The following is a 21828-nucleotide window of genomic DNA, read 5'->3' as shown; positions in this document are numbered from 1 at the left end:
ACCGATACACACGATCTTCATTCGTCACCAGCTCCAGCCTGGTCTGAATCCGGGCTTCACGGCATCGGTTACTCGATGCGGCTGAGCCCGGCACGCTGCGCGTGTCCGGGCTCAGTCACCGGCACTACAAGTCGACTCAGCGACCCCAGCTCCCCCAGCCGCCCCAACCCCAGCCGCCCCAGCCCCAACCCCAGCCGCCCCAGCCCCAACCCCAGCCGCCCCAACCCCAGCCGCGGCCCCAACCCCAGCCCCAACCAGGGCCGTGACCCCAACCGTGGCCACCGCCCCAACCAGGACTTTCGACGAATTGAGTTGCCGACGTGGGCGTTGCGTTCGCGGTAGGCGCTTGCGTGGCGGCGACGACCGGAATCGCGGCGACTGCGGCTATGCCGACGGCGGTCGCCAATCGAGCGAGCTTCGCGTGTGAATTCTTTCTCGTGATCATGATAGGACTCCGAAAATGCTGTCCCGACCTGCTGGAATTCTACGCGTTTTCGTCGGGCTCCAGAAGTCGCCGCGTCGACCAATTTAATAATGCCCGTCATTGCCCAATCCCGGGGATGCTCGCGTACCCGTGGCCGAGGGAGTCGTGAGCCGTGGTCCTAATTCGAGACAGGACTCGTCGCCGGGTATCGGGGAATCCCCGGTCTGCACGGATTCGGGAGTGCCGACAGCGTGGCCAGATCGCAGATGCCGCCGGTCAGCATCTGGAAGGGGGTGACGCCGAGCAGGACGATGATTCCGATGATGTCGCCGTGCTGGAGGAAATCGACGGCCGAGCGGGCCGCCGCCGATCCGGAGTCGACCGCTGACGAGCCGGTTCCGGGTTCGGGGGCGGCGACCGGCGCGAAGGCCGGGGCGGGGTTGGGTTCGGCTGTCGCACCCGCCGCGGTGCCGACGAGGCTCGCCGCCGCGACCGAGGCGGCGGCGAGGCGAAGGGTGGTACGCATCATCGCGCTCCTTTGTCAGTGAATGGGCTCGAAAGAAGAGACGGCAGAAGTCGTTTCAAAATCTGACCGTGATTCAGCGCGGCGGCACGCTCATATCGCGGTTCATCGTCGGGAGTTCGATGCTGATCGGCATCCGCAATTCGGCCAGATAGATCAGGGCGGCTTTGCGGAGAAATTCGTCGAGGAGCCAGTAGGCGTCCGCCGCGGGCGGGACAGCGGTGAGCAGGCCCTCGCGCACGGCGATGAAAGGGCCCCAGCTGAATCGGAGCAGCGGATCCCACACCGGTTCCCTCGGGATGGACAGTCCGTCGGCGATCTTGTCGCCGAGCAAGAAGCGGGTGAACGCGCCGAGTACCGGTTTGCTGAGGATCGCGAAGTCGATGTTGGCGCCCAGCCCGAGGAGCCGGTCGGCCAGCCTGGCGCCCTCGGGCGTCGCCGCGATGATGGGGTCGAGGACCTGCGCCGCTTGGGAATTGGCTTCGGCCCACGAATTGGGGATGTACTCGTCGCGGACGCCGAGCATGTGCGCGGCCACCTGCCAGGAGTGCAGGAATGCCTCCGATTCGTGCGGCGGGATCGGCACTTTCCAGGCGGTCAGGTGCTTCATGACGGTCGTGGGCAGGCTGTGCCAGGTGACCATGATGTCGTTCTGGCTGATCGGAACGTCTTCCTCGGCGGAGTGCACCCAATGCGGTGACTGCGGCAGCAGATGTCGCACCGCCGCGTGGACCAGCCGGGTTTTGACGCAGGTGACGACCATCTCCCCGTCGGGGCCGTAGGCATTGTTGCTGCCGATGTCGTACCCGAGTTTGGCGGTCTTGGAGATGCGGTCCTTGAGGTCTTGACCGCCTTTGGAGTAGTAGACCGCCCGCGCCTCCTTGGGAATGACGGTACTCATCATGCCGCTGGCGAAACCGTAGAGCACACCGAGATACAGTCCGCGCTTCTTGTTGAACTCGATCGCGGTACCCAGCTTGGCCCGATCGGTCCACTGCGGCAGCTGACGCGCGTACTCCATGAAATCGCGCAGCTCCGAGGGCAATCCGCCGGGTAGGGGTTGACCGTTCCTGGTCCAGGTCCGCAACAACTCGTTGACCCGGGGGACTTCGCCTCTATCGATCAATCCGGCGACCAACTGGTCGGCCTCGGGATCCCACACCGTCATCGGGTCGGCGCCGGAACCGGATCCGGCCACCGAGCCCTGCGGTGACCAGGTCCACGGCTCCGCCCGCGCGGGCGAAACGATCGCCAAGGCGCCGAGCGCCCCGAGGATCCCGCTGGCCTTCAACGCATCACGTCTGTTGAGTCCATCCATGACGTCACTCCTCATTGAGTACGAGCAGACCTCGATCCGGCGGCGAGCAACCCATGTCTACCGTCATGAATCGAGGAATAGTTATTAACTTAACAGCTCGCTGGAGTGCTGTCCGCGTTTTGCTCGACCCGGGTTTCGTGCGTTCCCGTTCGGTCCGTGGGGGATGCGCGACTGCCTTCGAGTCGCTGTTAGAGCAAGACCACGTGCATCTTTCGCGACCTTGCCGTGCCTCATGTCGACCCGACCGTGTCGCGAGTCGACGAACGGGGGCGGGTGTGCATCAGGGGTGTTGGTGGGTAATATCGAGTAACTTATTGCGACGAACCGGCAAGATTCAAGTGTGCGTAGCCGGTTTGCGGCGGCGTCGCGCCGAGATGGCTGTGTCACAGTGGCCCACAAGGAAATTCACTGATCGGAGCATCGGCGAGGTGTTTGTGGAGGTCCTCTGGAACCAGCGGACGACCGGCTGGTAAAGCGCACCTGCCGGGCTTGCTCGCCGACGCCCCGGGTGCCGTTACCGCTCGGCGCGTGCCTGCCGCGGCGGTCGTTGTCGTCAGACCGTGATGACGACCTTCGCGCGCGCGTGCTCGGTCTCCAGGTAGTGGATGGCCGAGGCGGCCTCGCCGAGCGGGTAGGTCCGGTCGATCACCGGTGTGAGTTTCCCGGCTTCGACCAGCTCGGCGAGCGCGGTCAGATTGTCGGCGCGCTGCTCCACCTGGAGGACGTCCACCCAGCGGGCGAAGCGCGCCAGCGCCATTCCCGTCACCATGAGCGCCATCGGTCCGACGATCGAGCCGCCCCGGTACACGCCGCCGCCGGACAGGACGAGCTTGCCGGCCGGTGTCAGTGCTCGCCGCGATTCGGACAGCGAGCGGTTGCCGACGAGATCGAAGATCAGGTCGTATCGCGTTGTTCCGGTGGCGAAGTCGTCCTTGGTGTAGTCGATGACGCGGTCCGCGCCGAGTGCCAGTGCCTGCTCGATCTTCTTGGTACTGCACACGCCGGTCACGTCCGCGCCGAAGGCCTTGGCGATCTGCACCGCGAACGTGCCGACGCCGCCAGACGCGCCGTTGATCAGAACTCGATGGCCCGGCTGGACCTGCCCGAGGTCCCGCAGCCCCATGAGTGCGGTGTTGCCCGCCAGCGGAATCGCGGCCGCCTGCTCGAATGTCAGGCGAGCCGGTTTGTGCGCGACCACTCCTTCCGGAGCGGCCACGTACTCGGCGAAGGCGCCGTCGGCCTCGCCGAACACCTCGTCACCGGCCTTCAACCGCGTCACGTTGCGCCCGACGGACTCGACCCGGCCCGAGAAATCGCGGCCGCGGATCTTCGCCCGCGGCCCGCGCAGACCCATCATCGGCCGGGCCAGGTACGGATCCCCGCGCATCACATGCCAATCCAGGGCGTTGACCGCGGCGGCGTGCACCCGGACGAGCACCTCGTCGTCGCCGGGAAGCGGTGGGTCGACGTCCCCGAACTCGAGGGTCTCCGGTGATCCGTACCGGTCTTGCATGATCGCCTTCATTAGGTTCTCCGTTCGTGCTACCCGCTATCGCCGAAACGGTAGATCGCCACCCCAGGGCCGGACATCGGGGAAACCCCTGAGACCAGCACTGATTCGAGTGTCACAGGGTTTCGGACAGCGTTTCGGTGGAGGATTCATGCTGACTTGTCCGGAATGGTTCGCGCGGCGCCGTGGGCGAATGCCGTCGAAGGCGGTTCGGAGTAACGCGGTGATCCGTTCGGGTTCGGCGTCGCGCAAGCCGTCCAGCCGGAGCAGGTGGCGCCCGATGACCGTGCCGATGGTGAGACTCGCTGCCGAGCTCAAAGGAGCTTGCCCGGGATCGAGGCGACCAGACCGCCGTCGATGATCAGATCCTGTCCGTTGACGTACGACGCCTCCGCGGACGCGAGGAACGCGACGGCGTCGGCGACGTCCTCGGCGGTGCCGACGCGTCCGGCGACCACCTCGCCGACGACGGCGGTCTGCGCCTCCGGGGACACTTCGGCGTGGAACATCGGGGTCTCGATATAGCCGGGGCTCACCGAGTTGACGCGGATTCGCCGCCGCGGGCCCAGCTCCGCGGCGAGGGTGTGCGCGAGGTTGTGCACCGCCGCCTTGGTCGCCGCATAGAGCGAAGCGCCCGGCATGCCGCGGTGCAGGGTCCACGAGGCGTTGACGACGATCGCGGCGCCGTCGGACAGCAGCGGAAGGGTCTTCTGGATCGTGAAGAACACGCCCTTGAAGTTGATGTCGACCACGCGGTCGAACTCGGCCTCGGTGACGTCGGCGTGCGGTTGGAACGAAGCGACACCGGCATTGGCGAAGACCACGTCCAGGTGTCCGAAGCGTTCCCGGATCGCGTCGGCCAATGCGTCGAGATCGGCGAGGCTGGACGCGTCACCGGGCATCGCGAGCAGGCGGTCACCGCCGCCGAGTTCCTGGACCGCGGCATCGAGCCGGGTCTTGTCCCGGCCGGTGATCACCACGGAGGCGCCCTCGGCCAGCAGTCGTCGCGCGGTCGCCAGGCCCATCCCGCTCGAGCCGCCGGTGACGAGCGCGATCTTGTCCTGGAATCGGAATGTGCCGGAAGTGTTGTGCGTCATGGCATTCAGCCTGCCGAGCCCGACGCGTGGCGAACAGTGCGTGGTCGACATGGGTCCGGCAACACCACCCTGGTGATCAGACCGAGGCGGCTACCGGGCTCCGCAAGAGCTGGGCGACCCGCTCCTCGGTCGCGGTGCCCGGCCGCGGGTGGTACAGCTCGAGGTGGTGATCGGGGCGGTCCGCGACCACCAAGGTCGTCACATCGAAGAACAGCTCGCCCGCCGCCGGATGGCGCACCGCTTTCACGCCCTGCGCGGGGACGCCGACGTCGTGCCGGGCCCACAACTCGGCGAATTCGGTACTCACCGCGGCGAGTTCGTCGATGACGCGGCGGAACTCCGGATCGTCGGGGGCTTGGTCGGCATCGGCGCGGAAGGCGGCGACGACCGCGGGCGCGATGGACGTCCACGGGTCGTGCATGCCGCGGTAGCGGGCGTTGGTGAAGAACGAGACGATGCAGTTGCGGTCGGTGTCGTCATAGCCGAAGACGATGCGCGTCGCCTCGTTGACGGCGAGCAGATTCCAATAGCGGTCGCGCAGGATCGCCGGACGCGGCGCCCACGCGTCGACCACCTGCCGAAGCTGCGGCGAGACCTCGGTGTCGCGCGCCGCACCCGCGCGGGGCGGATTGAGCCCGGCCAGCACGTAGAGGTGCGCGCGCTCGGGCTCGGTCAGGCGCAGTGCGCGGCCGACCGCGTCGAGCACCTCGGCCGACACGTTGATGTCGCGTCCCTGCTCGAGCCACGTGTACCAGGAGACGCCGACCCCGGCCAGCATCGCGACCTCCTCCCTGCGCAGCCCCGGCGTGCGCCGCTTGCCCGCGGCGATCAGGCCGACGTCACCGGGGGTGAGCCGGGCGCGGCGGGTGCGCAGGAAATCGCGGAGCTGCTCGCGGCGCAGGGTCGCCGCCACGGGGGATTCGCTGGGCATATTTCACGGTAACAACTGGGTCTGTGGCTCCAGTTGTGTCGTCACGACGAATCGCGATGCTGTGCTGTCGGGTCGGTGCCGAGCGTCGCGTTGTGCGCTGAGCCGTCGCGCTCCTACCTGGCGGCGTGGCGTAGTGCGGATAGGCACAGCTCGAAAGGGGTGACATGTTGGTTACACACTCCTCCTGCGCCGATGTAGGTTCCGGGCATCACCTGTCATTGCCGGGCGATTCGCTAACTCGTTGAACGGACAAGCCGACGTTTTCGATCCGTGTCAGAGGTTGACAGTGGACCTCGGCCACCGGTGACGAGTCGGCCTCAGGCTCCGCACTGCCCGTGTCTTGTGCCGGGTCTGTTCGAGAAAGACATCCGGATGCCGCATGTCGCGCTGACCGAACCGGCCAGCGCACCATCTCGGAAGATCAACGGGGCCAGGGCTTCTGACGCTGACCGAACGCACCATCATGCCGATGACCGTGCGTTGGTTGATTCTTCTCAGGGCATGACGGCGGTGGTGTACTGACCGGCATGAACATCAAAGGTCTGGCGAGGGCCGAGCGAGTCGAACTGGCGGAACTGGTCACTGGCTTGTCGGCCGAGCAGTGGGACGCCCCCAGCTTGTGCGCGACGTGGCGGGTGCGTGACGTCGCAGCACATGTTCACGCCTACGGGCAGTTGACGCCTGCACGCTTCGCAGCGCACGTCGCCCGTGGAGAACTTTTGGAGGATATCAACCGGATTGGTGTGGCCACGTACGCGGATCACCCGTCGTGGCAGCTGGCCGATCTGCTGCGTGCTCATTCCGAGCCAACGGGGCTGACCGCATGGTTCGGCGGGCGGGTTGCGCTGGTGGAAGCCATGATTCATCAGCAGGACATTCGGCGGGCTCTCGACCTGCCGCGGACGATCCCGGAGGACCGGTTGCGCATTGCTCTGGACTTCACCCGCTACGCGCCGCTGATTCGCGGCGCCTGGCGTACACGCGGCGTGCGTTTGGCCGCAACCGATTTCACCTGGGTGCACGGTTCCGGGCCGTTGGTCAATGGTCCCGGGGAAGCGCTGCTGATGGCGATGGCCGGACGTGCGGCAAGCCTTGCTGATCTGTCGGGTCCGGGATCGACCAAACTTTCCACCCGTATCACCTTCTAACGCGCGGTAATGCCGCGACCCGGGCGTTCTGCGCTGGCAACCGCACCCACGGCCGGACGCCCGCACATGCCGAGTTGAGTGTGTTCAGTTCGATCGGCCATCGGGTGGCCTTGGTAGTGCCTCAAAGCTTCCAGATGTAGGTGTCGGGTGCTGGTTCGACATGTTGCAACAGACCCCAATCGAAATGTGCCCAGTAGACACGATTGCGGCCGGAGTCGGGATCGATCGCCCGGAGGGCTACGACGTCTCCGATCCCGCCGAATCCATCGACAAAGTCCGTCGGTCCCAGGGTTGCATCGTGGAACTCGTTCCAGGTGCATGACCAGGGTGTCAGGTCTGCGATAGATTCCAACCGCGGCCGTGGACAGTCGGCGTGCCGGAGAAGCTGCCTGAACAGGCTGGGGTGATGCGGAATCTCCATCCATTCGATCTGCAGGCCGGGCCAGAACGGCAGATCCCACCCCGCATACCGAACCTCGCTATCGCCGTGGCGTTCAATCCGCTCTGAAGATGGTGCACCCCAAGCTGTTACGTACTCAGCGATCGACCTGAGGTTGTTCGTCGCAGCAGCGAAGAACCACCGCTCCTCGGCGATCGCGGTGTCGGCGCGAGATGCACCGATTCGATCGAGCAGATCCGCGGCCTGCGCAGGGGCGCTCTTGCACATCGGGTGAAGCATCGCCAATTGGTAGTCATACAGCGTCGTCACAGGTTCGCCGGTCATCCGTCCCTCCCCGTCGGCGAAATCCATATCGAACGTACCAGCGTGGCCGGAATACACTGACATGCCGCCTATGCGCGGTCGGACAGCCTGTCTGGCACTCGAAATGCCTCCTGGGCGCTGAATGGAATCGGCCGACCCGGTTGGTGGTGGAACTGTGAGAGGAATTCTGAGCTGTTCTTCGCGCTGCTCAGGCGACATGGAGTACGTAGTGCTCACATCTGGCCGGCGTGACATCTTCGTTACGCACTCTCTTGTGCGCCTATGTCAGCTTCCATGGAGCAGAGTTGCAGGATGTGGGGAAGCCGAATCCGGCACGATGAGAACCACCACCGGTGAAAACCCCCGGTGCCTGAGGGACTGACGCCGGGGGTTTGGCGGTTGCCGAAGATGTCACCGTCGATCACGTGATGGTGGGACTGCTGCACGGTCAGGTGACAGCTTTGGTCACGCGGCCTGACTGGCCGGTGAGGTCATGATTGTCTCGTATTCGACCGGCGTCAACCGGCCGAGGGCGGTCTGCCGCCGCCGACGGTGGTAGGTCCGCTCGATCCAGGTGACGATCGCGATGCGCAATTCCTCACGGCCGCATCAGGATCGGCGGTCGAGAACATTCCTTTGCAGCAGCGCGAAGAAACTCTCCATGGCGGCGTTGTCACCGGCCGCGCCGACTCGGCCCATCGACCCGACCATGCCGTGACGAGTCGAGGCGCGCACGAACTTTCGGCTTCGAAATTGCGACCCACGGTCGGTGTGCAGAATGCAGCCGGCCACGTCCCCGCGGCGAGCCACCGCGTTGTTGAGCGCGCGCACGGCCAGCGCGGACTTCATCCGCGAGTCGATGGAATAGCCCACGATCCGGTTGGAGCCACGAGGGCCGCTTCACATTCGGGTTCCATGCCGATCGCCCGTCATCGACATGCACCTCTCCCACGGTCGCGCCCAGGTCCTGGACCCGCGCCGTGCAGTCATCGACCTGCCCACCGGTGGGCCGGTGCCGCTCATCACCCACCCGCGACACCCGCGCATAGATATCCAACTCCGACGAGGAACCGGCCGAAACCTGCGGTTTCGCCATGGCAATCACTCCCAAACGGGTAGGGGGCCACCAATCACATGCTAGCCCCGGCCAGCATCGCGACCTCCTCCCTGCGCGGCCCCGGTGTGCGCCGCTTGCCCGCGGCGATCAGGCCGACGTCACCGGGGGTGAGCCGGGCGCGGCGGGTGCGAAGGAAGTCGCGGAGCTGCTCGCGACGCAGAGTCGCCGCTACCGGGGATTCGCTGGGCATATTTCACGGTAACAATCCGGCGCGGTGGGCCGAGGATGTTGGCTGCTGGATCTCGCCGACTTCGCGGTGCCGCATGTCACGGTCGAGTTGTGCGGGATCTACCTGGCGAGGTGATCAGCACTCGCCGCGAGCAGGTGTTCGCAGGCGTCGAGCAAGGTCGACCTGGGGCACGCCGTGCAGTTTCTGTCCTACGCGAGCAGATCCAGCGGGTACTGGCTGAGCCGTCGTTCACCGAAAGCGCGGAACGTATCCGCCAGGAAATGCTGGCCGAGTCGACTCCCAACGAGCTCGTTCCGTTGCTGGTGCAGCTGACAAACAAGCATCGGTCGGCTATATCCACAGTCGAATAGCGCTATTAAACAGACCTATTAGTCGGATAATATTGCAATAGGGGCTGCCGCTATAGGGCGCGTATTCCAGCGCAGCTCAGAGGCTGTTTGTTATAAGTTCGTGACACTCATAGGCGGTCGGAAAGCATCTCGTGTAGCCTCCTGATCGGGGCAGCGCGCTCCACCCGATCCGTGGGCCCGATCAATGGATTCAACGGTAAGAACGCATTCGTCCACGGAGTGGGTCAACTATTCTCTGGGGAGCTGAAAGTGAATTCCTCTCTTGCCTTGGAGGCCAATGGCCTCGTCAAGGTTTTCGGAGAAACTCGTGCGGTGGACGGTCTCGAACTTGCCGTGCAGAGCGGACATGTTTACGGCGTTCTCGGCCCAAACGGGGCCGGGAAGACCACCGCGCTCAGGATGTTCGCCACGCTGCTACAACCGGACGGCGGTACGGCACGGGTTTTCGGTCACGATGTCGTGGCCGAAGCCGAGTCGGTGCGCAAACTGGTCAGTCTGACGGGCCAGTTCGCTTCCGTCGACGAGGATCTCACCGGCCGCCAGAACTTGGTGCTCCTGGCGAGATTGCTCGGGTACCCGCGCGCCACGGCCAAACAGAAGGCCGACGACCTCTTGGACGCGTTCGGCCTCGCCGATGCGGCCGACCGAAAGGCCTCGACCTACTCCGGCGGCATGCGCCGCAGGCTGGACATCGCGGCGAGCGTCGTCAGCACCCCACGGCTCATCTTCCTCGACGAGCCGACCACCGGTCTGGATCCGCGCAGCCGCAACCAGGTCTGGGATCTCGTCCGCGGGGTGGTCGCCCGGGGGACCACGGTGGTGCTCACTACCCAATACCTCGACGAGGCCGACCAACTCGCCGACCGAATCGCGGTGATCGACCACGGCAAGGTCGTCGCCGAGGGCACCCCCAGCGAGCTCAAGGCTTCTGTCGGCTCGGGCGCGCTGCACGTCCGGGTGCGCGACCCGCAGCAGCGGGGCGAAGCCGAATCCATTCTGGCCGAGTTGCTCGGCGTCTCGGTGCACCTCGGATCCGATCCGGCCACGCTCTCGGCCGCCGTCTCCGATACCGGACGGGTCGCGCACGCGCTCGGCGTGCTCGCACAGTCCGGGGTCGACATCGTCAGTTACGCGCTCGGCCAGCCGAGCCTCGATGAGGTGTTCCTGGAACTGACCGGTCATCCCGCCGAAGACAACACCGCCATCGAGAACGAGGAGGATGCGGCGTGAGCACCCCGAACATGACAGTTTCCCCGCGAGCGGGCATCGACGACCACCTGGATTCGGTGCTGCTGGCCAACGAGTCACCGCCGCGGTCCAATCCCTTCACGGCCACGTTCGCCCTGGCTGAGCGGGCGCTGCTGAAAATGAAGAACTCGGCGGTCGAAGTCCTCTTCGACATCATGCTGATGCCGATCATCTTCCTGCTGGTATTCCAATACTTGTTCGGCGGTGCGTTCGCCGGATCGACGGACGACTACCTGCAGTACTTTCTGCCGGGCGTGCTGGTCGTCGGCGCGGTGACGCAGACGGCGAGCACCGGCATCGCGGTGAATTCCGACATCGTCAAGGGCATCTTCGACCGGTTCCGGACCATGCCGTTCTGGCAGCCGGCCGTTCTGGTCGGCACCATGGTCGCCGACTTGGGCCGGTACCTGTTCGCGCTGGTGTTCACCGCCGGTCTCGGGATGCTGCTCGGCTACCGGCCGGAGGCGGGCGCGATCGGTCTGATCCTCGCCATCCTGCTGCTGCTGGTGTTCTCGTTCTCGTTCGCGTGGATCTTCACCGTGATCGGCGTGCTCGCCAAGAAGACGGAAACACTGCTCACCTGCAGCATGTTGTTGATGGTGCTGGCCTTCCTCAGCAACGTCTTCGTCGACTCGGCGACCATGCCCCGCTGGATGCAGTTCATCGTCGACATCAATCCGGTCAGTCACGCGGCGACTGCCGCCCGTGGCCTGATGAAGGGTGACGTGACCGCGGGGCAGTTGCTGCTCGTGCTGTTGTCCTCGGCCGTGCTCGTGGTGATCTTCTTCCCGTTGACCATGTACTTCTACAACAAGCGCAGGCGCGGCTAGGTCCGCGTAGGCAACCCGGGGGTGGCATCGCTGCGCGGTGCCACCCCCAGCCCACCTCTCAGCTCAGGCGGACTTGCCGGAATGTGAAGGCGAATGGGGACCGGTGAAATGACCTGGGTCCGGGGTCTGCGGCGCGCCGGTTGAGACTTCTCGATGCTTTCGGCGGCCTGATCACCTGGCGACGTGATCGGCACTCGCCGCGAGCAGGTGTTCGCAGGCGTCGAGCAAGGTAGTGCGCAAGGTTGCGGCTCGCTCGGCGATCTCGGCCTGGCGGCGGACGTACTCCGCACGCCCGGACGGGGTTTCGATGGGGATCGGGGTGTAGCCGAAGTCGGTGAGGTCGTAGGGGCTGGCGCGCATATCGAGTTCGCGTGCGTCGCAGGCCAATTCGAAGCAGTCCAAGACCAGCCGGGAGGGGACCAGCGGAACGAGTTTGAAGCTCCACTTGTAGAGATCCATGTTCGCGTGCAGGCAACCCGGTTGTTCCCTGGCGACCTGGTCGGCGCGGGTGAGCGGCTGGGCGTTGCGGCCGACGGCCTCCGGCGTGAAGAAGCGGAACGCGTCGAAGTGGGTGCAGCGCAACGACATCGCTTCGACCACCGCATCAGTGCCCACGGATCCCAGCCGCAGTGGCACCTGCCGGTGGCGGACGTCGTCGGTGCGGTAGACCATCGCCCACTCGTGCAGTCCGAAACAGGACAGCTGCGCGGGCCGGGAGGCCGTGGCGCGCAACAGGTTCGCGACGAATTCGAGGGTGTCGCGGCGGCGCGCGAGATATGCGGGATCCGCCGCGTACACGACCCCCGGGCCCCGCCCGGCCGTGCGTTCGCCGGTCAGCTCGTCCGCTGCTACCCGGCCGGTTCCGTCGGGCAGCGCGGCCGGGCCGGTCTGCTCGCTCGCTGCGACTTGGTTGGAGTACTCGGGTGCCGCGGTACGGCCGGATCGCTTGGAGGCCGCGGCCGGGCCGGTCTGCTCGCTCGCTGCGACCTGGTTGGAGAACTCGGGTGCCGCGGTGCGGCCGGATCGCTCGGGTGCCGCGGCCGGGCTGGACTGCTCCGGCGCCGCGGCGAGGTCTGGCCGCTCGCGTATCGCGACTTGGTGGCGGCGCTCAGCAGCACCCGCCGGGCCGGACCGCTCGGCTGTGGCGACTTGCGGGGACAGCTCGTGCGCCCCGAGCTGGCCGGACCACTCGGCCTCCGAGACCCGGCGGTAGCCCCGGGCCCCTTCGTACTCGCGTGCCCCGGCCAACGCGACACCGAACCCGGGATGCCACCGGCGCAACTGGGCGGGCTTGTTGCCGTAATAGGTGAACAAGAAGTCGACCACCGGATGCGTGTTACCGGCGGCCCGTCGCTCCAGATACGGTCCGACGAGCTCGTCCAACCGCGCCCGATACGCGGCGGCGCGCTCGCGCCACTCCGATTCCGCCAGCACCCTGTCGACCGTCACGCCGACTCCTTGCGCGACTCGTGACGATCGGGCGAGATACGCAGGCCGTCCGCGAACCGCCGCCGTACCAACGACGCCGTCACCGAGCGTCGCGCGGGCTGGACGAGTGAAGGCGATCCGGGTGCGAAGTCCGCCGGGCGGAGTGCGGGTGAGCCACCCGGCGCGCATTCGCGGGCGATGACCAGCGGCAGTACCCCACCGTCGCCCATGACGACGGGCGCTGCCGAACCGCCAATCGGGAACCCGCACGGCGCCACCGCGCGGCGCGGTTGGATACCGCGCCGGACCACGGTGACGCCCCACATCATTCGGCGATCCGGTGGGTGGTGTCGCGAACCGTGCCGACGAACTCCTCGACCAGATCCTCCAGCGCGACGATGCCCACGGTGTTGCCGCGGGTGTCGACGACGCGACCCAAGTGGCTGCTGGTGCGGCGCAGACGGGCCAGTGCCTCGAAGAGCGTGGTGCCCGTGCCGACCGTCGGCAGCGGGCGGATGTCGGTGCGCGGGATCGGAGTGTTCGGGCCCGCCGACTCGTCGGCGACCTTGTCCAGCACGTCCTTCACGTGCAGGTAGCCGACCAGCGAACCGTCGCTCGCGCGCACTGGGTAGCGGGAGAAGCCGGTCTCCGTGACCGCGGTCTCGATGTCGCCGAGCGTGGTTCCGTTGCCGCGCAACGGCACCGACCGGGTCGTGGCCAGCGGCACCATCACGTCGGCGACGATCCGATCGGACGTGCCGAGCGCCTGGGTCAGGCGGCGGTGCTCCTCCTCGTCGAGCAGACCCTCCGAACGGGACTCGCCGATCATCTCGGCGAGTTCCACGCTGGACACGGTGGCCTCGAGCTCGTCCTTGGGCTCGATGCGCAGCAGCCGCAGCGAGAGATTCGCCGCCAGGTTGTAGATCGCGATCAGCGGACGAGCGATCCGCAACCACACCAGGTGCATCGGAACGAGCAGCAGCGCACTGCGTTCCGGTCCGGCCAGCGCGATGTTCTTCGGGATCATCTCGCCGAAGAGGATGTGCAGGATCACCACGATGGTCAGCGCGATGGCGAAGGCCACCGGATGCAGCAGCTGGTCGGGCAGGCCGAGCAGCTCGAACGGCCCCTCCAGCAGGTGCGCGACGGCCGGTTCGCCGACGCGGCCGAGCAGGATCGAACAGATCGTGATGCCGAGTTGCGCGGCGGCCAGCATCATCGACAGGTTCTCACCGGCCCGAATGACCGTGGTGGCGTTGCGCTTGCCCTGGGCGGCCAGCGCCTCGAGGCGGTCCCGCCTCGCGGAGATCAGCGCGAATTCGGCGGCGACGAAGAAGGCGTTGCCCGCGAGCAGCACCACCGTGAGCAGGACACCGAACAGATCACCCATGGCTGTGCTCCTGCGACGTGTGGGCGATCAGCGCCTCCGGCGTGACGGGGATCAGGCGGACGCGGTCGATGCGGCGGCCGTCCATGCGTTCGACCTTGGCGATCCAGCCGCCCTGGTCGGTTTCGTACGAGTGTCGGTGGTTGGCGTTCGAATTCGGCAGCACCACCTCGTCGCCGACTACGGGGATGCGGCCGAGACCGGTCAGCACCAGGCCTCCGAGTGTTTCGTATTCGCCCTCGGGCGCGTCGTAGCCGGTGGCGCGGGAGACCTCGTCGATGCGCAGCAGGCCCGAGCAGTCCCAGCCGTCGGAGACCCGCCGCACGTCGCGCTCCTCTTCGTCGTGCTCGTCGCGCACGTCGCCGAGGATCTCCTCGATCAGGTCTTCCATGGTGACCATGCCCGCGGTGCCGCCGTACTCGTCGACGACCAGCGCGACCTGCATGCCGTCGGCGCGGACGCGTTCGAGCACCTCGTCACCGTCGAGGCTGGCGGGCACCACCGGAACGGGACGCGCCAGCAGCTGCAGCGGGATGGTGCGCCGCGCGTTCGCGGGATGGGTGAACGCCTGCTTGACGTGCACCACGCCGAGGGTGTTGTCGAGATCGCCGTCGATCACCGGGAACCGCGAGTAGCCGGTGCGGCTGGCGGCGGCGATCAGGTCGGCGATGGTGTCGGACTTGTCCAGCGACTCCACCTTCACCCGCGGCGTCATCAGCTCCTCGGCGCTGCGCTCGCCGAACTGCAGCGAGCGGTCCATCACCAGCGCGGTGCGTTGATCGAGCGCGCCGCGCTGCGCCGAGGTGCGCACCAGCGAGCCGAGCTCCTGCGGCGAACGCGCCGAGCGCAACTCCTCCGCGGGCTCCACGCCGAGGCGGCGCACCACCCAGTTCGCGGTGCTGTTCAGGAAGTGGATCATCCACTTGAACACCACCGAGAAGCCGACCATCGGGCCCGCGGTCATCCGCGCGGTCGCCATCGGCTTGGCGATGGCGATGTTCTTGGGCACCAGCTCGCCGTAGATCATCGACAGCGAGGTGGCCAGCACCAGGGCGAGCGCTAGTGAGACGCCGTTGGCCGCACTCGAGTTCAAGCCGATCGTGGTGAACACCGGCGCGAGCAGTCGCGCGATCACCGGCTCGGCGATGTAACCCGTGATCAGCGTGGTGATGGTGATGCCGAGCTGGGCGCCGGACAGCTGGAACGACAGCGTGCGGTGCGCCTGCCGGACCATCCGCGAGCGCACGTCACCGGTGCGGGCGTGCGCCTCGACGGTGCTGCGTTCCAGGGCGGTGAGAGAGAATTCGGCCGCGACGAACAGCGCGGTGCCTGCGGTGAGTGCGACGAACCCGACCAGGCTGAGAATCGTGAGGACGGTGGACACGATCAACACCGCCCGCGGAGCGCGGAATCACGGGACGCGCGGGGACGAGCTGGTTCGGGCTGGCTTGCTGCGAGAAGGAGAGCGCCGGGTTTGTCACCCGGCTCGGTAGAGGAGCCCTCCTGTGCGGCGCCCTCGGACGCGGGTGACAACTTGTTCCTTTCGGCATGCGGAATCGTGGCGCCGGGCGGACCCGGCAACCACCATGTTACCGGCCGACGCGGTGAAGCGCGTCGGCCGGTAACGGCGCTGTTCGCGTGTCGGTGCTCACCATCCGCTGGGCAGCGGACGTCCTTCCGCGAAACCCGCCGCGGACTGCACGCCGAGCACGGCCTTGTCGTGGAACTCGGTGAGGGTGCGGGCGCCCGCGTAGGTGCAGGCGCTGCGCACGCCGGAGCAGATGTGGTCGATCAGGTCCTCCACGCCGGGGCGCTCGGGGTCCAGTCGCATACGCGAGCTGGAGATGCCCTCCTCGAACAGTGCCTTGCGCGCCCGATCGAAGCCGCTGTCGGTGGCGGTGCGCGCGGCGACGGCGCGCTTGGAGGCCATGCCGAAGCTCTCCTTGTAGGCGTTGCCGTCGCGGTCCACCCGGAGATCGCCGGGGGACTCGTAGGTGCCCGCGAACCAGGAACCGATCATCACGTTGGACGCGCCCGCGGCCAGCGCCAGCGCCACGTCGCGCGGGTGCCGGACACCGCCGTCGGCCCAGATGTGCACGCCGAGTTCCTTTGCGGCGGTGGCGCATTCGGCCACGGCCGAGAACTGCGGGCGACCAACGCCGGTCATCATCCTCGTGGTGCACATGGCGCCGGGTCCGACACCGACCTTGACGATGTCCGCGCCCGCCGCGGCGAGATCGCGGGTGCCCTCCGCCGAGACCACATTGCCCGCGACCAGCGGCACGCCGAGGCCGAGATCGGCGACTGCGCGCAACGTTTCGAGCATCTTCGCTTGGTGGCCGTGCGCGGTGTCGATGACGAGCAGGTCGGCGCCCGAGTCGACCAGCGCCTTGGCCTTCGCGGCCACGTCGCCGTTGATGCCGACCGCGGCCGCGACGCGCAGCTGGTCGTTGCCGTCGACGTTGGGCTGGTAGATGCCCGCGCGGATGGCGCCGGTGCGGGTCATCACGCCGGTCAGCGAGCCGTCCTCGGCGGTGAGCACGGCAAGGTGCGCGTGCTCGGACTCGAGCAGGTCGAACAGTTCGCGAGGGGAGGTGCTGGCGGGCGCTTGCACGAAATCGGTGACGGCCACCTCGCGCAGCCGGGCGAAACGGTCCACATCGGTGCAGGAGCCCTCGGTGACCACGCCGACCGGCTTGCCGCCCTCGACCACGACCAAAGCTCCGTGCGCACGCTTGTGCATCAGCGCCACGGCCTCGGAGACCGACCGATCCGGGTCCAGCGTGACCGGGGTGTCGGCGGTGAGCGAGCGGCTCTTGACGAACGCGATGGTGTCGGCGGCCGCGCTGATCGGCAGGTCCTGCGGTAGGACGACGATGCCGCCGCGCCGCGCGACCGTCTCGGCCATGCGGCGGCCCGCGACCGCGGTCATGTTCGCCACGACGATGGGGATGGTGGTGCCGGAACCGTCGACGGTCGACAGGTCCACGTCGAATCGGGACGCGACGTCGGTCCGGTTCGGGACGAGGAAGATGTCGTCGTAGGTGAGGTCGTACGGCGGCTGGTGTCCAGGGAGAAACTGCACTTGACCCATACTAACCGTGAGCTCGGGGTTGCGCGGCGATTCTCCGGCGCACCGGGGCGCCGGTCCCAACTGGCGGGACTGGGCGTCCGTGTGTCGGACTCGTCGCCGGTGCTTCGAGCGGACAACGCCGCCAGGGGATCGGCACCGGCCCGTGTGCGACTCGAGTCGTCAGGCGGCGGCTTGTGCGCGGGAGAGTTGGATTGTGGTGGCGCACATGACGACTACGGCGAGCGCGGTGATCAGCACTCCGAAATCGTTGGTGCGCAGGTTTTCGTCGAGCACGGTGAGGCCGAGGAAGGCGGCGGCCAGCGGTTCGGCGATGGTGACGGCGGGGAGGGACGCGGTGAGCGAACCGGCTTGGAACGCGCGCTGTTGGAAGTAGACGCCGACCAGGCCGGAGGCGACCAGCGCCCACGTCTGCCAGCTGCCGAGGACGTGGCCGATGCCGTGCTCGAACAGATCGGTGACGTAGGAGGTCAGCGCGGCGGCCAGCCCGTACAGCGCGCCGCCCGCCGCGCCGAACAGCAACGCGCGGCGGCCGCGGTCGGCACTGCCGAGCGCGACGGCGACCGCGGCGGCGATCGCGCCGAGCAGGATCGTCAGCGGGATGACCCAATCCCGTAGTGGCGCAGTCGAATCGCCTTCGGAAGGATTGCCGACGAGGAGGAAGCAGGCCAGCGCCGCGACGAGCGCCGACGCGGCCGCCCAGTTGCGCGCCCCGACCCGCCGTCGATTGAGCCGCGCCGACAGCGGCAGCGCGAACACCAGCGAACTGACCAGAATCGGCTGCACCAGCAGCACCGGCCCCAGCGCGAGCGCCGCGACCTGCATCCCGTACCCGCCCACGTCCCCGCCGACACCGGCCCACCACCGCGGACTGCGCACGAGCGCCCCGACCAGCGACTGCTCCTCCGGCACCGCCGCCGCGGCCCGCTGCTGCGCCACCGCCGCCACCGCGAACAACAACGCGGCGACGAGCGCGCAAACCACGGCCCCCAACGGATGATGCGGCACCAAAGCAGTTTGCCCCGAATTAGCGGACCTGCCGATACGCGGGCACCCATTCGGCGCGTCGCCCATGCATCCCGGGCGTGTCGCGCCTGCCATCCACCAGCTACCGGCCGAACAGCCGCAGTGCTCGCGCGAGGCGTGCGAGAGGTGTGCGGGACACGCCGAGCCGGGACCGTGTGTCGGTGAGCGAGACCCAGTGCGCGCGAGGTGGTCAGCTGCTGCGGCGGCGCTGGCCGCCGGTGCCGCGGCGACGGGGCTGGCCCGTGGTGTCGCGGGTCGGCGTGGGGTCGGCGGAGCGGCGGCCGGAGCGAGTGCGGGGGGCCGGAGCGGAGCCGTCGGAGCGGGGCGCGATGCGGTCGCGGGTGTCGGTGCGGCGGCGGTTCGGAGCCGACGTGCCGTCCGCGGTCGATCGGCGCGCGGGTTCGACTGCGTGGCCGCGGCTTTCGGTCGAACGAACACCGTCGGCACGTACAGCAGCGGTGCGTCCATCGGACTTCGTCGCCACGGCGGCTCGAGGTCCGCCGAGCTTCGCGCCTGCGGCAGCCCCACGGCGGCTGGACTTTCCGCCTGTGGCAGCCCGGTTCCCGGTGGTATCCGCACCCGCGGCAGTCCGGTTCCTGGTGGACTTCGCACTCGAGGACGCCCGGCGTCCGTTGGACTTCGCTGCCCCGCGTTCGCCTGCCCCTTCGGACTTCACCACTGCGGCGCCGGGCAGGATGATCGGAACTCCCGACGGCCTCCGCGCACCCGTGATCGCGGCCAGCTGGCGATCCCCGGGTGCGACCTCGAGACCCTCGATATCCACCCCCGCCTTGCGGGTCATCTTCTCCACGTCGGTCCGCTCCACCTCGGTGACCAAGGTGACGACGACGCCGTCCTCGCCGGCGCGGGCAGTGCGGCCCGCCCGGTGCAGATAGGCCTTGGGCTCAGCGGGCGGGTCGACGTGCACGACGAGGGAGATACCGTCGACGTGGATGCCGCGCGCGGCGACGTCGGTGGTGACGAGCACCGGGACGCTGCCGTCGGCGAAGGCCGCGAGCGTCCGCGTCCGGTTGTTCTGCGCCTTGCCGCCGTGCAACGCGCCCGCCGCCACACCGGCCGCGCGCAGCTGCTTGGCCAGCCGGTCCGCCCCGTGCTTGGTGCGCACGAACAGGATGGTGAGCCCGTCGCGGGACGCGATCTCGGCGACGACGTCGCGTTTGTCGTTCTTGCGCACGTACAGCAGGTGGTGCGACATGGTGGCGACAGCGGCCGACGGCGGCGCGGTGGAGTGCGTCACCGGCGAGCGCAGGTATCGCTTGACCAGCTTGTCGACCTCGCCGTCCAGGGTCGCGGAGAACAGCAGGCGCTGACCGTCCTTCGGCGTCCGGTCGAGCAACTTGGTGACCTGCGGAAGGAAGCCCATGTCGGCCATGTGGTCGGCCTCGTCCAGCGCGGTGATCAGCACGTCGGACAGGTCGGCCGAGCCTTGCAGGATCAGGTCCTGCAACCGGCCGGGGGTGGCGATGAGCAGGTCGACGCCGCGCGCCAACCGATCGGCCTGGCGCTTGATCGGCGAGCCGCCCACCACCGAGGCGATGCGCAGGCCGAGCGCGAGCGCGGGCTCGTCGAGCGCGCGCTCGATCTGCGCGGCCAGCTCCCTGGTCGGCACCAGCACCAGTCCCCGCGGCCGTCCCGGTTTGGCGGCGCCGCCCGCGAGCCGCGCCAGCATGGGTAGCCCGAAGGCGAGGGTCTTGCCGGATCCGGTCGGGCCGCGGCCGAGGACGTCCTTGCCCGCCAGCGTGTCCGGGACCGTCGCGGCCTGGATGGGGAAGGGCGCCTCGATGCCGTCGCGGCGTAGCGCCTGGACGAGCGGAACGGGCAGGCCCAGATCAGCGAAGGTGACGCTGGGCGCCGCGGCGGCGGGCGAGGGAGTCAAAGGGTGGGGGCCTTTCGTGTTTCGACGTGCGCGGCGACTGCTCGGCACGCGAACGGGCGCGGCGGACCGCGACGTCCTGAACGGGGTGAAGCGAGGCGACCGGCGCGACCGCCGGATCGAGGAGGTCAGTGGCGGAACAACCGACTGAGTTCGACCAGCCAGGGTACCGCGACGGCCAACGTGGGAACGACGAGGATGGCGACCGAGCCGAGATACGCGGCCGAGGCGATCCGGAAATCGCCGATCCGCCCGCTCAGCCGCTGGATGCGGATCAGCGTGGTCGGACCGCCCGCGGCGAGCGCGCCCTGCGGCGCGGTCGACTTCGCGCACGCCACCAGTGCCCGCGCGAGCGGTTTGGGACCGGTGACCTTGACGGCGGAGTCGTCGGCGAGCAACTCGATGAGCAGCTTGACCGAGCCGAGCGCGGCCTTGCTGCGCACCACTCGCGGAAACGCCTCGTGCACCGCGGTGAACGCCTCGAGCACCAGATCGTGCCTGGCCCGCAGGTGCGAGCGCTCGTGGCTGACGATCGCCTTGACCTCGGAGTGATCCAGGTTGGTCAGCGTGCCCGCGCTGAGCACGACCCGCTGGCGCAGACCGGGCAGGCAGTAGGCGATGGGTTCGGGCGCGGCGAGCACCCGGATGTCGTGCGCGGGCCGGTGTGGACCGCTCTGGTCGAGCAGGTCGACCAGCATCCGGTGCCGTGCCCGGCGCCTGCGGGTGTGCACCCCGACGCGGATCACCGAGAAGATCAGCCGCGCGCCGATCAACAGGGTCAGCGCGAAGACGGTGACGTAGGCCAGCCACAGTGGCAGGCCCAGCGCGTCGATCTCGCGGGTGGGGGAGGTGGTGGGCCGTCCGTCGGGACCGGGCACCAGCAGTTCGGCGGCGATGGCGAGACCGGAACCGAAGGCGCTGAGCACGGCGGCGAGCGCGATGGCCTGCCACAACACCAGTGCCGCGCGGGGTGTCCGATACGGCCAGGTCGCGCGGCTGAGCAGCGCAGGGGCGGGCCCCGCGAGAAGCAAGGCGAGACCGGCGAAGACCGGCGCGGTTGCGTTCATCGACTCAGCTCACTGCGTTGTGGGGCCTGGCGCTCACGGCTTTGTGAGGCCCGGGGGCCGTGCGGCCATCCCCGATACTACTTGGGCGGTGGTTGGTTGCCGTCGGATGCTTCGAGCTTAGCGAGTGCCTCGCGGAGCGCATCCGCTTCGTCACGTCCGACCTGCTCCACGAAATGCACCAGCGCGGCGGCGCGGCTGCCCGCGGCGTCGGCCTGTTGCAGCGCGTCCACCATGAGCGAGGCGACCAGTTCGTCGCGGGTGTGCACGGGCGCGTACCGATGCGCGCGGTCGTCACGCCGCTGGACCACCAAGTTCTTCTTGGCGAGTCGCTGCAACACGGTCATCACCGTGGTGTACGCGAGTTCGCGGCGCGCGGCCAGTGCCTCGTGCACCTGCCGGACGGTCTGCGGTTCGTCGCTCGACCACAACTGGTCCATGACCGCTTTCTCGAGTTCACCGAGTCCTGCCATTCCCCAAGTTTACGGACCCAACGACACGAATGCGTACTACACCCTGTCGTAACTGTCCGGTAGCTGTGTGGTATTG

Annotated in this window: 18 protein-coding genes and 3 pseudogenes; 3 read left to right on the top strand and 18 right to left on the bottom strand. The window is 68.0% G+C overall.

The window, feature by feature from the left end; all coding sequences use genetic code 11:
- Positions 1-136 precede the first annotated feature (136 nt).
- From ABZV58_RS30785 to ABZV58_RS30760, 6 genes are all read right to left on the bottom strand, one after another.
- Positions 137-445: a hypothetical protein gene (locus ABZV58_RS30785; RefSeq protein WP_355003686.1), complete on the bottom strand. Its 309-nt coding sequence runs from the start codon at positions 443-445 to the stop codon at positions 137-139.
- 157 nt (positions 446-602) lie between these two features.
- Positions 603-950 (bottom strand): hypothetical protein, encoded by a 348-nt coding sequence (locus ABZV58_RS30780; RefSeq protein ID WP_355003685.1) that lies wholly within the window; start codon positions 948-950, stop codon positions 603-605.
- Positions 951-1023: 73 nt separating this feature from the next.
- Positions 1024-2265, bottom strand: coding sequence for an oxygenase MpaB family protein (locus ABZV58_RS30775; protein WP_355003684.1), 1242 nt, complete (start codon positions 2263-2265; stop codon positions 1024-1026).
- Positions 2266-2818: 553 nt separating this feature from the next.
- Positions 2819-3790, bottom strand: a complete 972-nt coding sequence (locus ABZV58_RS30770; protein WP_355003683.1) for an NAD(P)-dependent alcohol dehydrogenase — start codon at positions 3788-3790, stop codon at positions 2819-2821.
- 299 nt (positions 3791-4089) lie between these two features.
- On the bottom strand, positions 4090-4872 hold the full coding sequence (locus tag ABZV58_RS30765) for a glucose 1-dehydrogenase (protein ID WP_355003682.1): 783 nt from the start codon (positions 4870-4872) through the stop codon (positions 4090-4092).
- A 76-nt stretch (positions 4873-4948) separates the two neighbouring features.
- Positions 4949-5803 carry a helix-turn-helix transcriptional regulator gene (locus tag ABZV58_RS30760; protein ID WP_355003681.1) on the bottom strand — a complete coding sequence of 285 codons (855 nt, stop codon included), beginning with the start codon at positions 5801-5803 and terminating at the stop codon, positions 4949-4951.
- Positions 5804-6330: 527 nt separating this feature from the next.
- Between ABZV58_RS30760 and ABZV58_RS30755 the strand changes: the two genes are divergently transcribed.
- Complete coding sequence (locus tag ABZV58_RS30755) at positions 6331-6951, top strand: maleylpyruvate isomerase family mycothiol-dependent enzyme (protein ID WP_355003680.1); 621 nt, start codon at positions 6331-6333, stop codon at positions 6949-6951.
- 121 nt (positions 6952-7072) lie between these two features.
- On the opposite strand, the gene ABZV58_RS30750 is transcribed toward ABZV58_RS30755, so the two are convergent.
- The 3 genes and pseudogenes from ABZV58_RS30750 to ABZV58_RS30740 form a co-directional block, all read right to left on the bottom strand.
- Entirely contained in the window at positions 7073-7675 is a 603-nt protein-coding gene (locus ABZV58_RS30750) for a hypothetical protein (protein WP_355003679.1), read from the bottom strand.
- Between the two features lie 444 nt (positions 7676-8119).
- Positions 8120-8539, bottom strand: a pseudogene (locus tag ABZV58_RS30745) (DDE-type integrase/transposase/recombinase); the annotation flags it as partial.
- Between the two features lie 245 nt (positions 8540-8784).
- Positions 8785-8961 (bottom strand): hypothetical protein, encoded by a 177-nt coding sequence (locus ABZV58_RS30740; RefSeq protein WP_355003739.1) that lies wholly within the window; start codon positions 8959-8961, stop codon positions 8785-8787.
- Between the two features lie 593 nt (positions 8962-9554).
- Here ABZV58_RS30740 and ABZV58_RS30735 point away from each other — a divergent pair.
- A complete protein-coding gene (locus ABZV58_RS30735; protein WP_355003735.1) occupies positions 9555-10541 on the top strand; it encodes an ATP-binding cassette domain-containing protein in 987 nt (328 codons plus the stop codon).
- Positions 10538-11389, top strand: a complete 852-nt coding sequence (locus ABZV58_RS30730; RefSeq protein WP_355003678.1) for an ABC transporter permease — start codon at positions 10538-10540, stop codon at positions 11387-11389. The genes ABZV58_RS30735 and ABZV58_RS30730 overlap by 4 nt, the downstream gene beginning before the upstream one ends.
- 171 nt (positions 11390-11560) lie before the next feature.
- Here the strand turns inward: ABZV58_RS30730 and ABZV58_RS30725 are convergent.
- From ABZV58_RS30725 to ABZV58_RS30685, 9 genes and pseudogenes are all read right to left on the bottom strand, one after another.
- Positions 11561-12178 (bottom strand): annotated as a pseudogene (locus ABZV58_RS30725) (3-methyladenine DNA glycosylase); the annotation flags it as partial.
- 417 nt (positions 12179-12595) lie between these two features.
- A pseudogene (locus tag ABZV58_RS30720) lies at positions 12596-12838 on the bottom strand (3-methyladenine DNA glycosylase); the annotation flags it as partial.
- A 304-nt stretch (positions 12839-13142) separates the two neighbouring features.
- Complete coding sequence (locus ABZV58_RS30715) at positions 13143-14207, bottom strand: hemolysin family protein (protein WP_355003677.1); 1065 nt, start codon at positions 14205-14207, stop codon at positions 13143-13145.
- Complete coding sequence (locus tag ABZV58_RS30710) at positions 14200-15588, bottom strand: hemolysin family protein (protein WP_355003676.1); 1389 nt, start codon at positions 15586-15588, stop codon at positions 14200-14202. The genes ABZV58_RS30715 and ABZV58_RS30710 overlap by 8 nt, the downstream gene beginning before the upstream one ends.
- A gap of 264 nt (positions 15589-15852) precedes the next feature.
- Positions 15853-17289, bottom strand: a complete 1437-nt coding sequence (locus ABZV58_RS30705; protein WP_355003675.1) for a GuaB1 family IMP dehydrogenase-related protein — start codon at positions 17287-17289, stop codon at positions 15853-15855.
- A gap of 168 nt (positions 17290-17457) precedes the next feature.
- Positions 17458-18303, bottom strand: a complete 846-nt coding sequence (locus ABZV58_RS30700; protein WP_355003674.1) for a DMT family transporter — start codon at positions 18301-18303, stop codon at positions 17458-17460.
- Between the two features lie 208 nt (positions 18304-18511).
- The gene (locus ABZV58_RS30695; RefSeq protein ID WP_355003673.1) at positions 18512-20218 is read right to left on the bottom strand and encodes a DEAD/DEAH box helicase; all 1707 of its coding nucleotides are present in this window, start codon (positions 20216-20218) and stop codon (positions 18512-18514) included.
- Positions 20219-20343: 125 nt separating this feature from the next.
- Complete coding sequence (locus ABZV58_RS30690) at positions 20344-21282, bottom strand: M56 family metallopeptidase (RefSeq protein WP_355003672.1); 939 nt, start codon at positions 21280-21282, stop codon at positions 20344-20346.
- A gap of 77 nt (positions 21283-21359) precedes the next feature.
- The gene (locus ABZV58_RS30685) at positions 21360-21752 is read right to left on the bottom strand and encodes a BlaI/MecI/CopY family transcriptional regulator (protein WP_355003671.1); all 393 of its coding nucleotides are present in this window, start codon (positions 21750-21752) and stop codon (positions 21360-21362) included.
- Between the last annotated feature and the right edge of the window lie 76 nt (positions 21753-21828).

The organism is Nocardia sp. NPDC004654 (genome assembly GCF_040609595.1).
Lineage (GTDB): Bacteria > Actinomycetota > Actinomycetes > Mycobacteriales > Mycobacteriaceae > Nocardia.
This window is presented reverse-complemented; position numbering and strand designations above follow the sequence as displayed.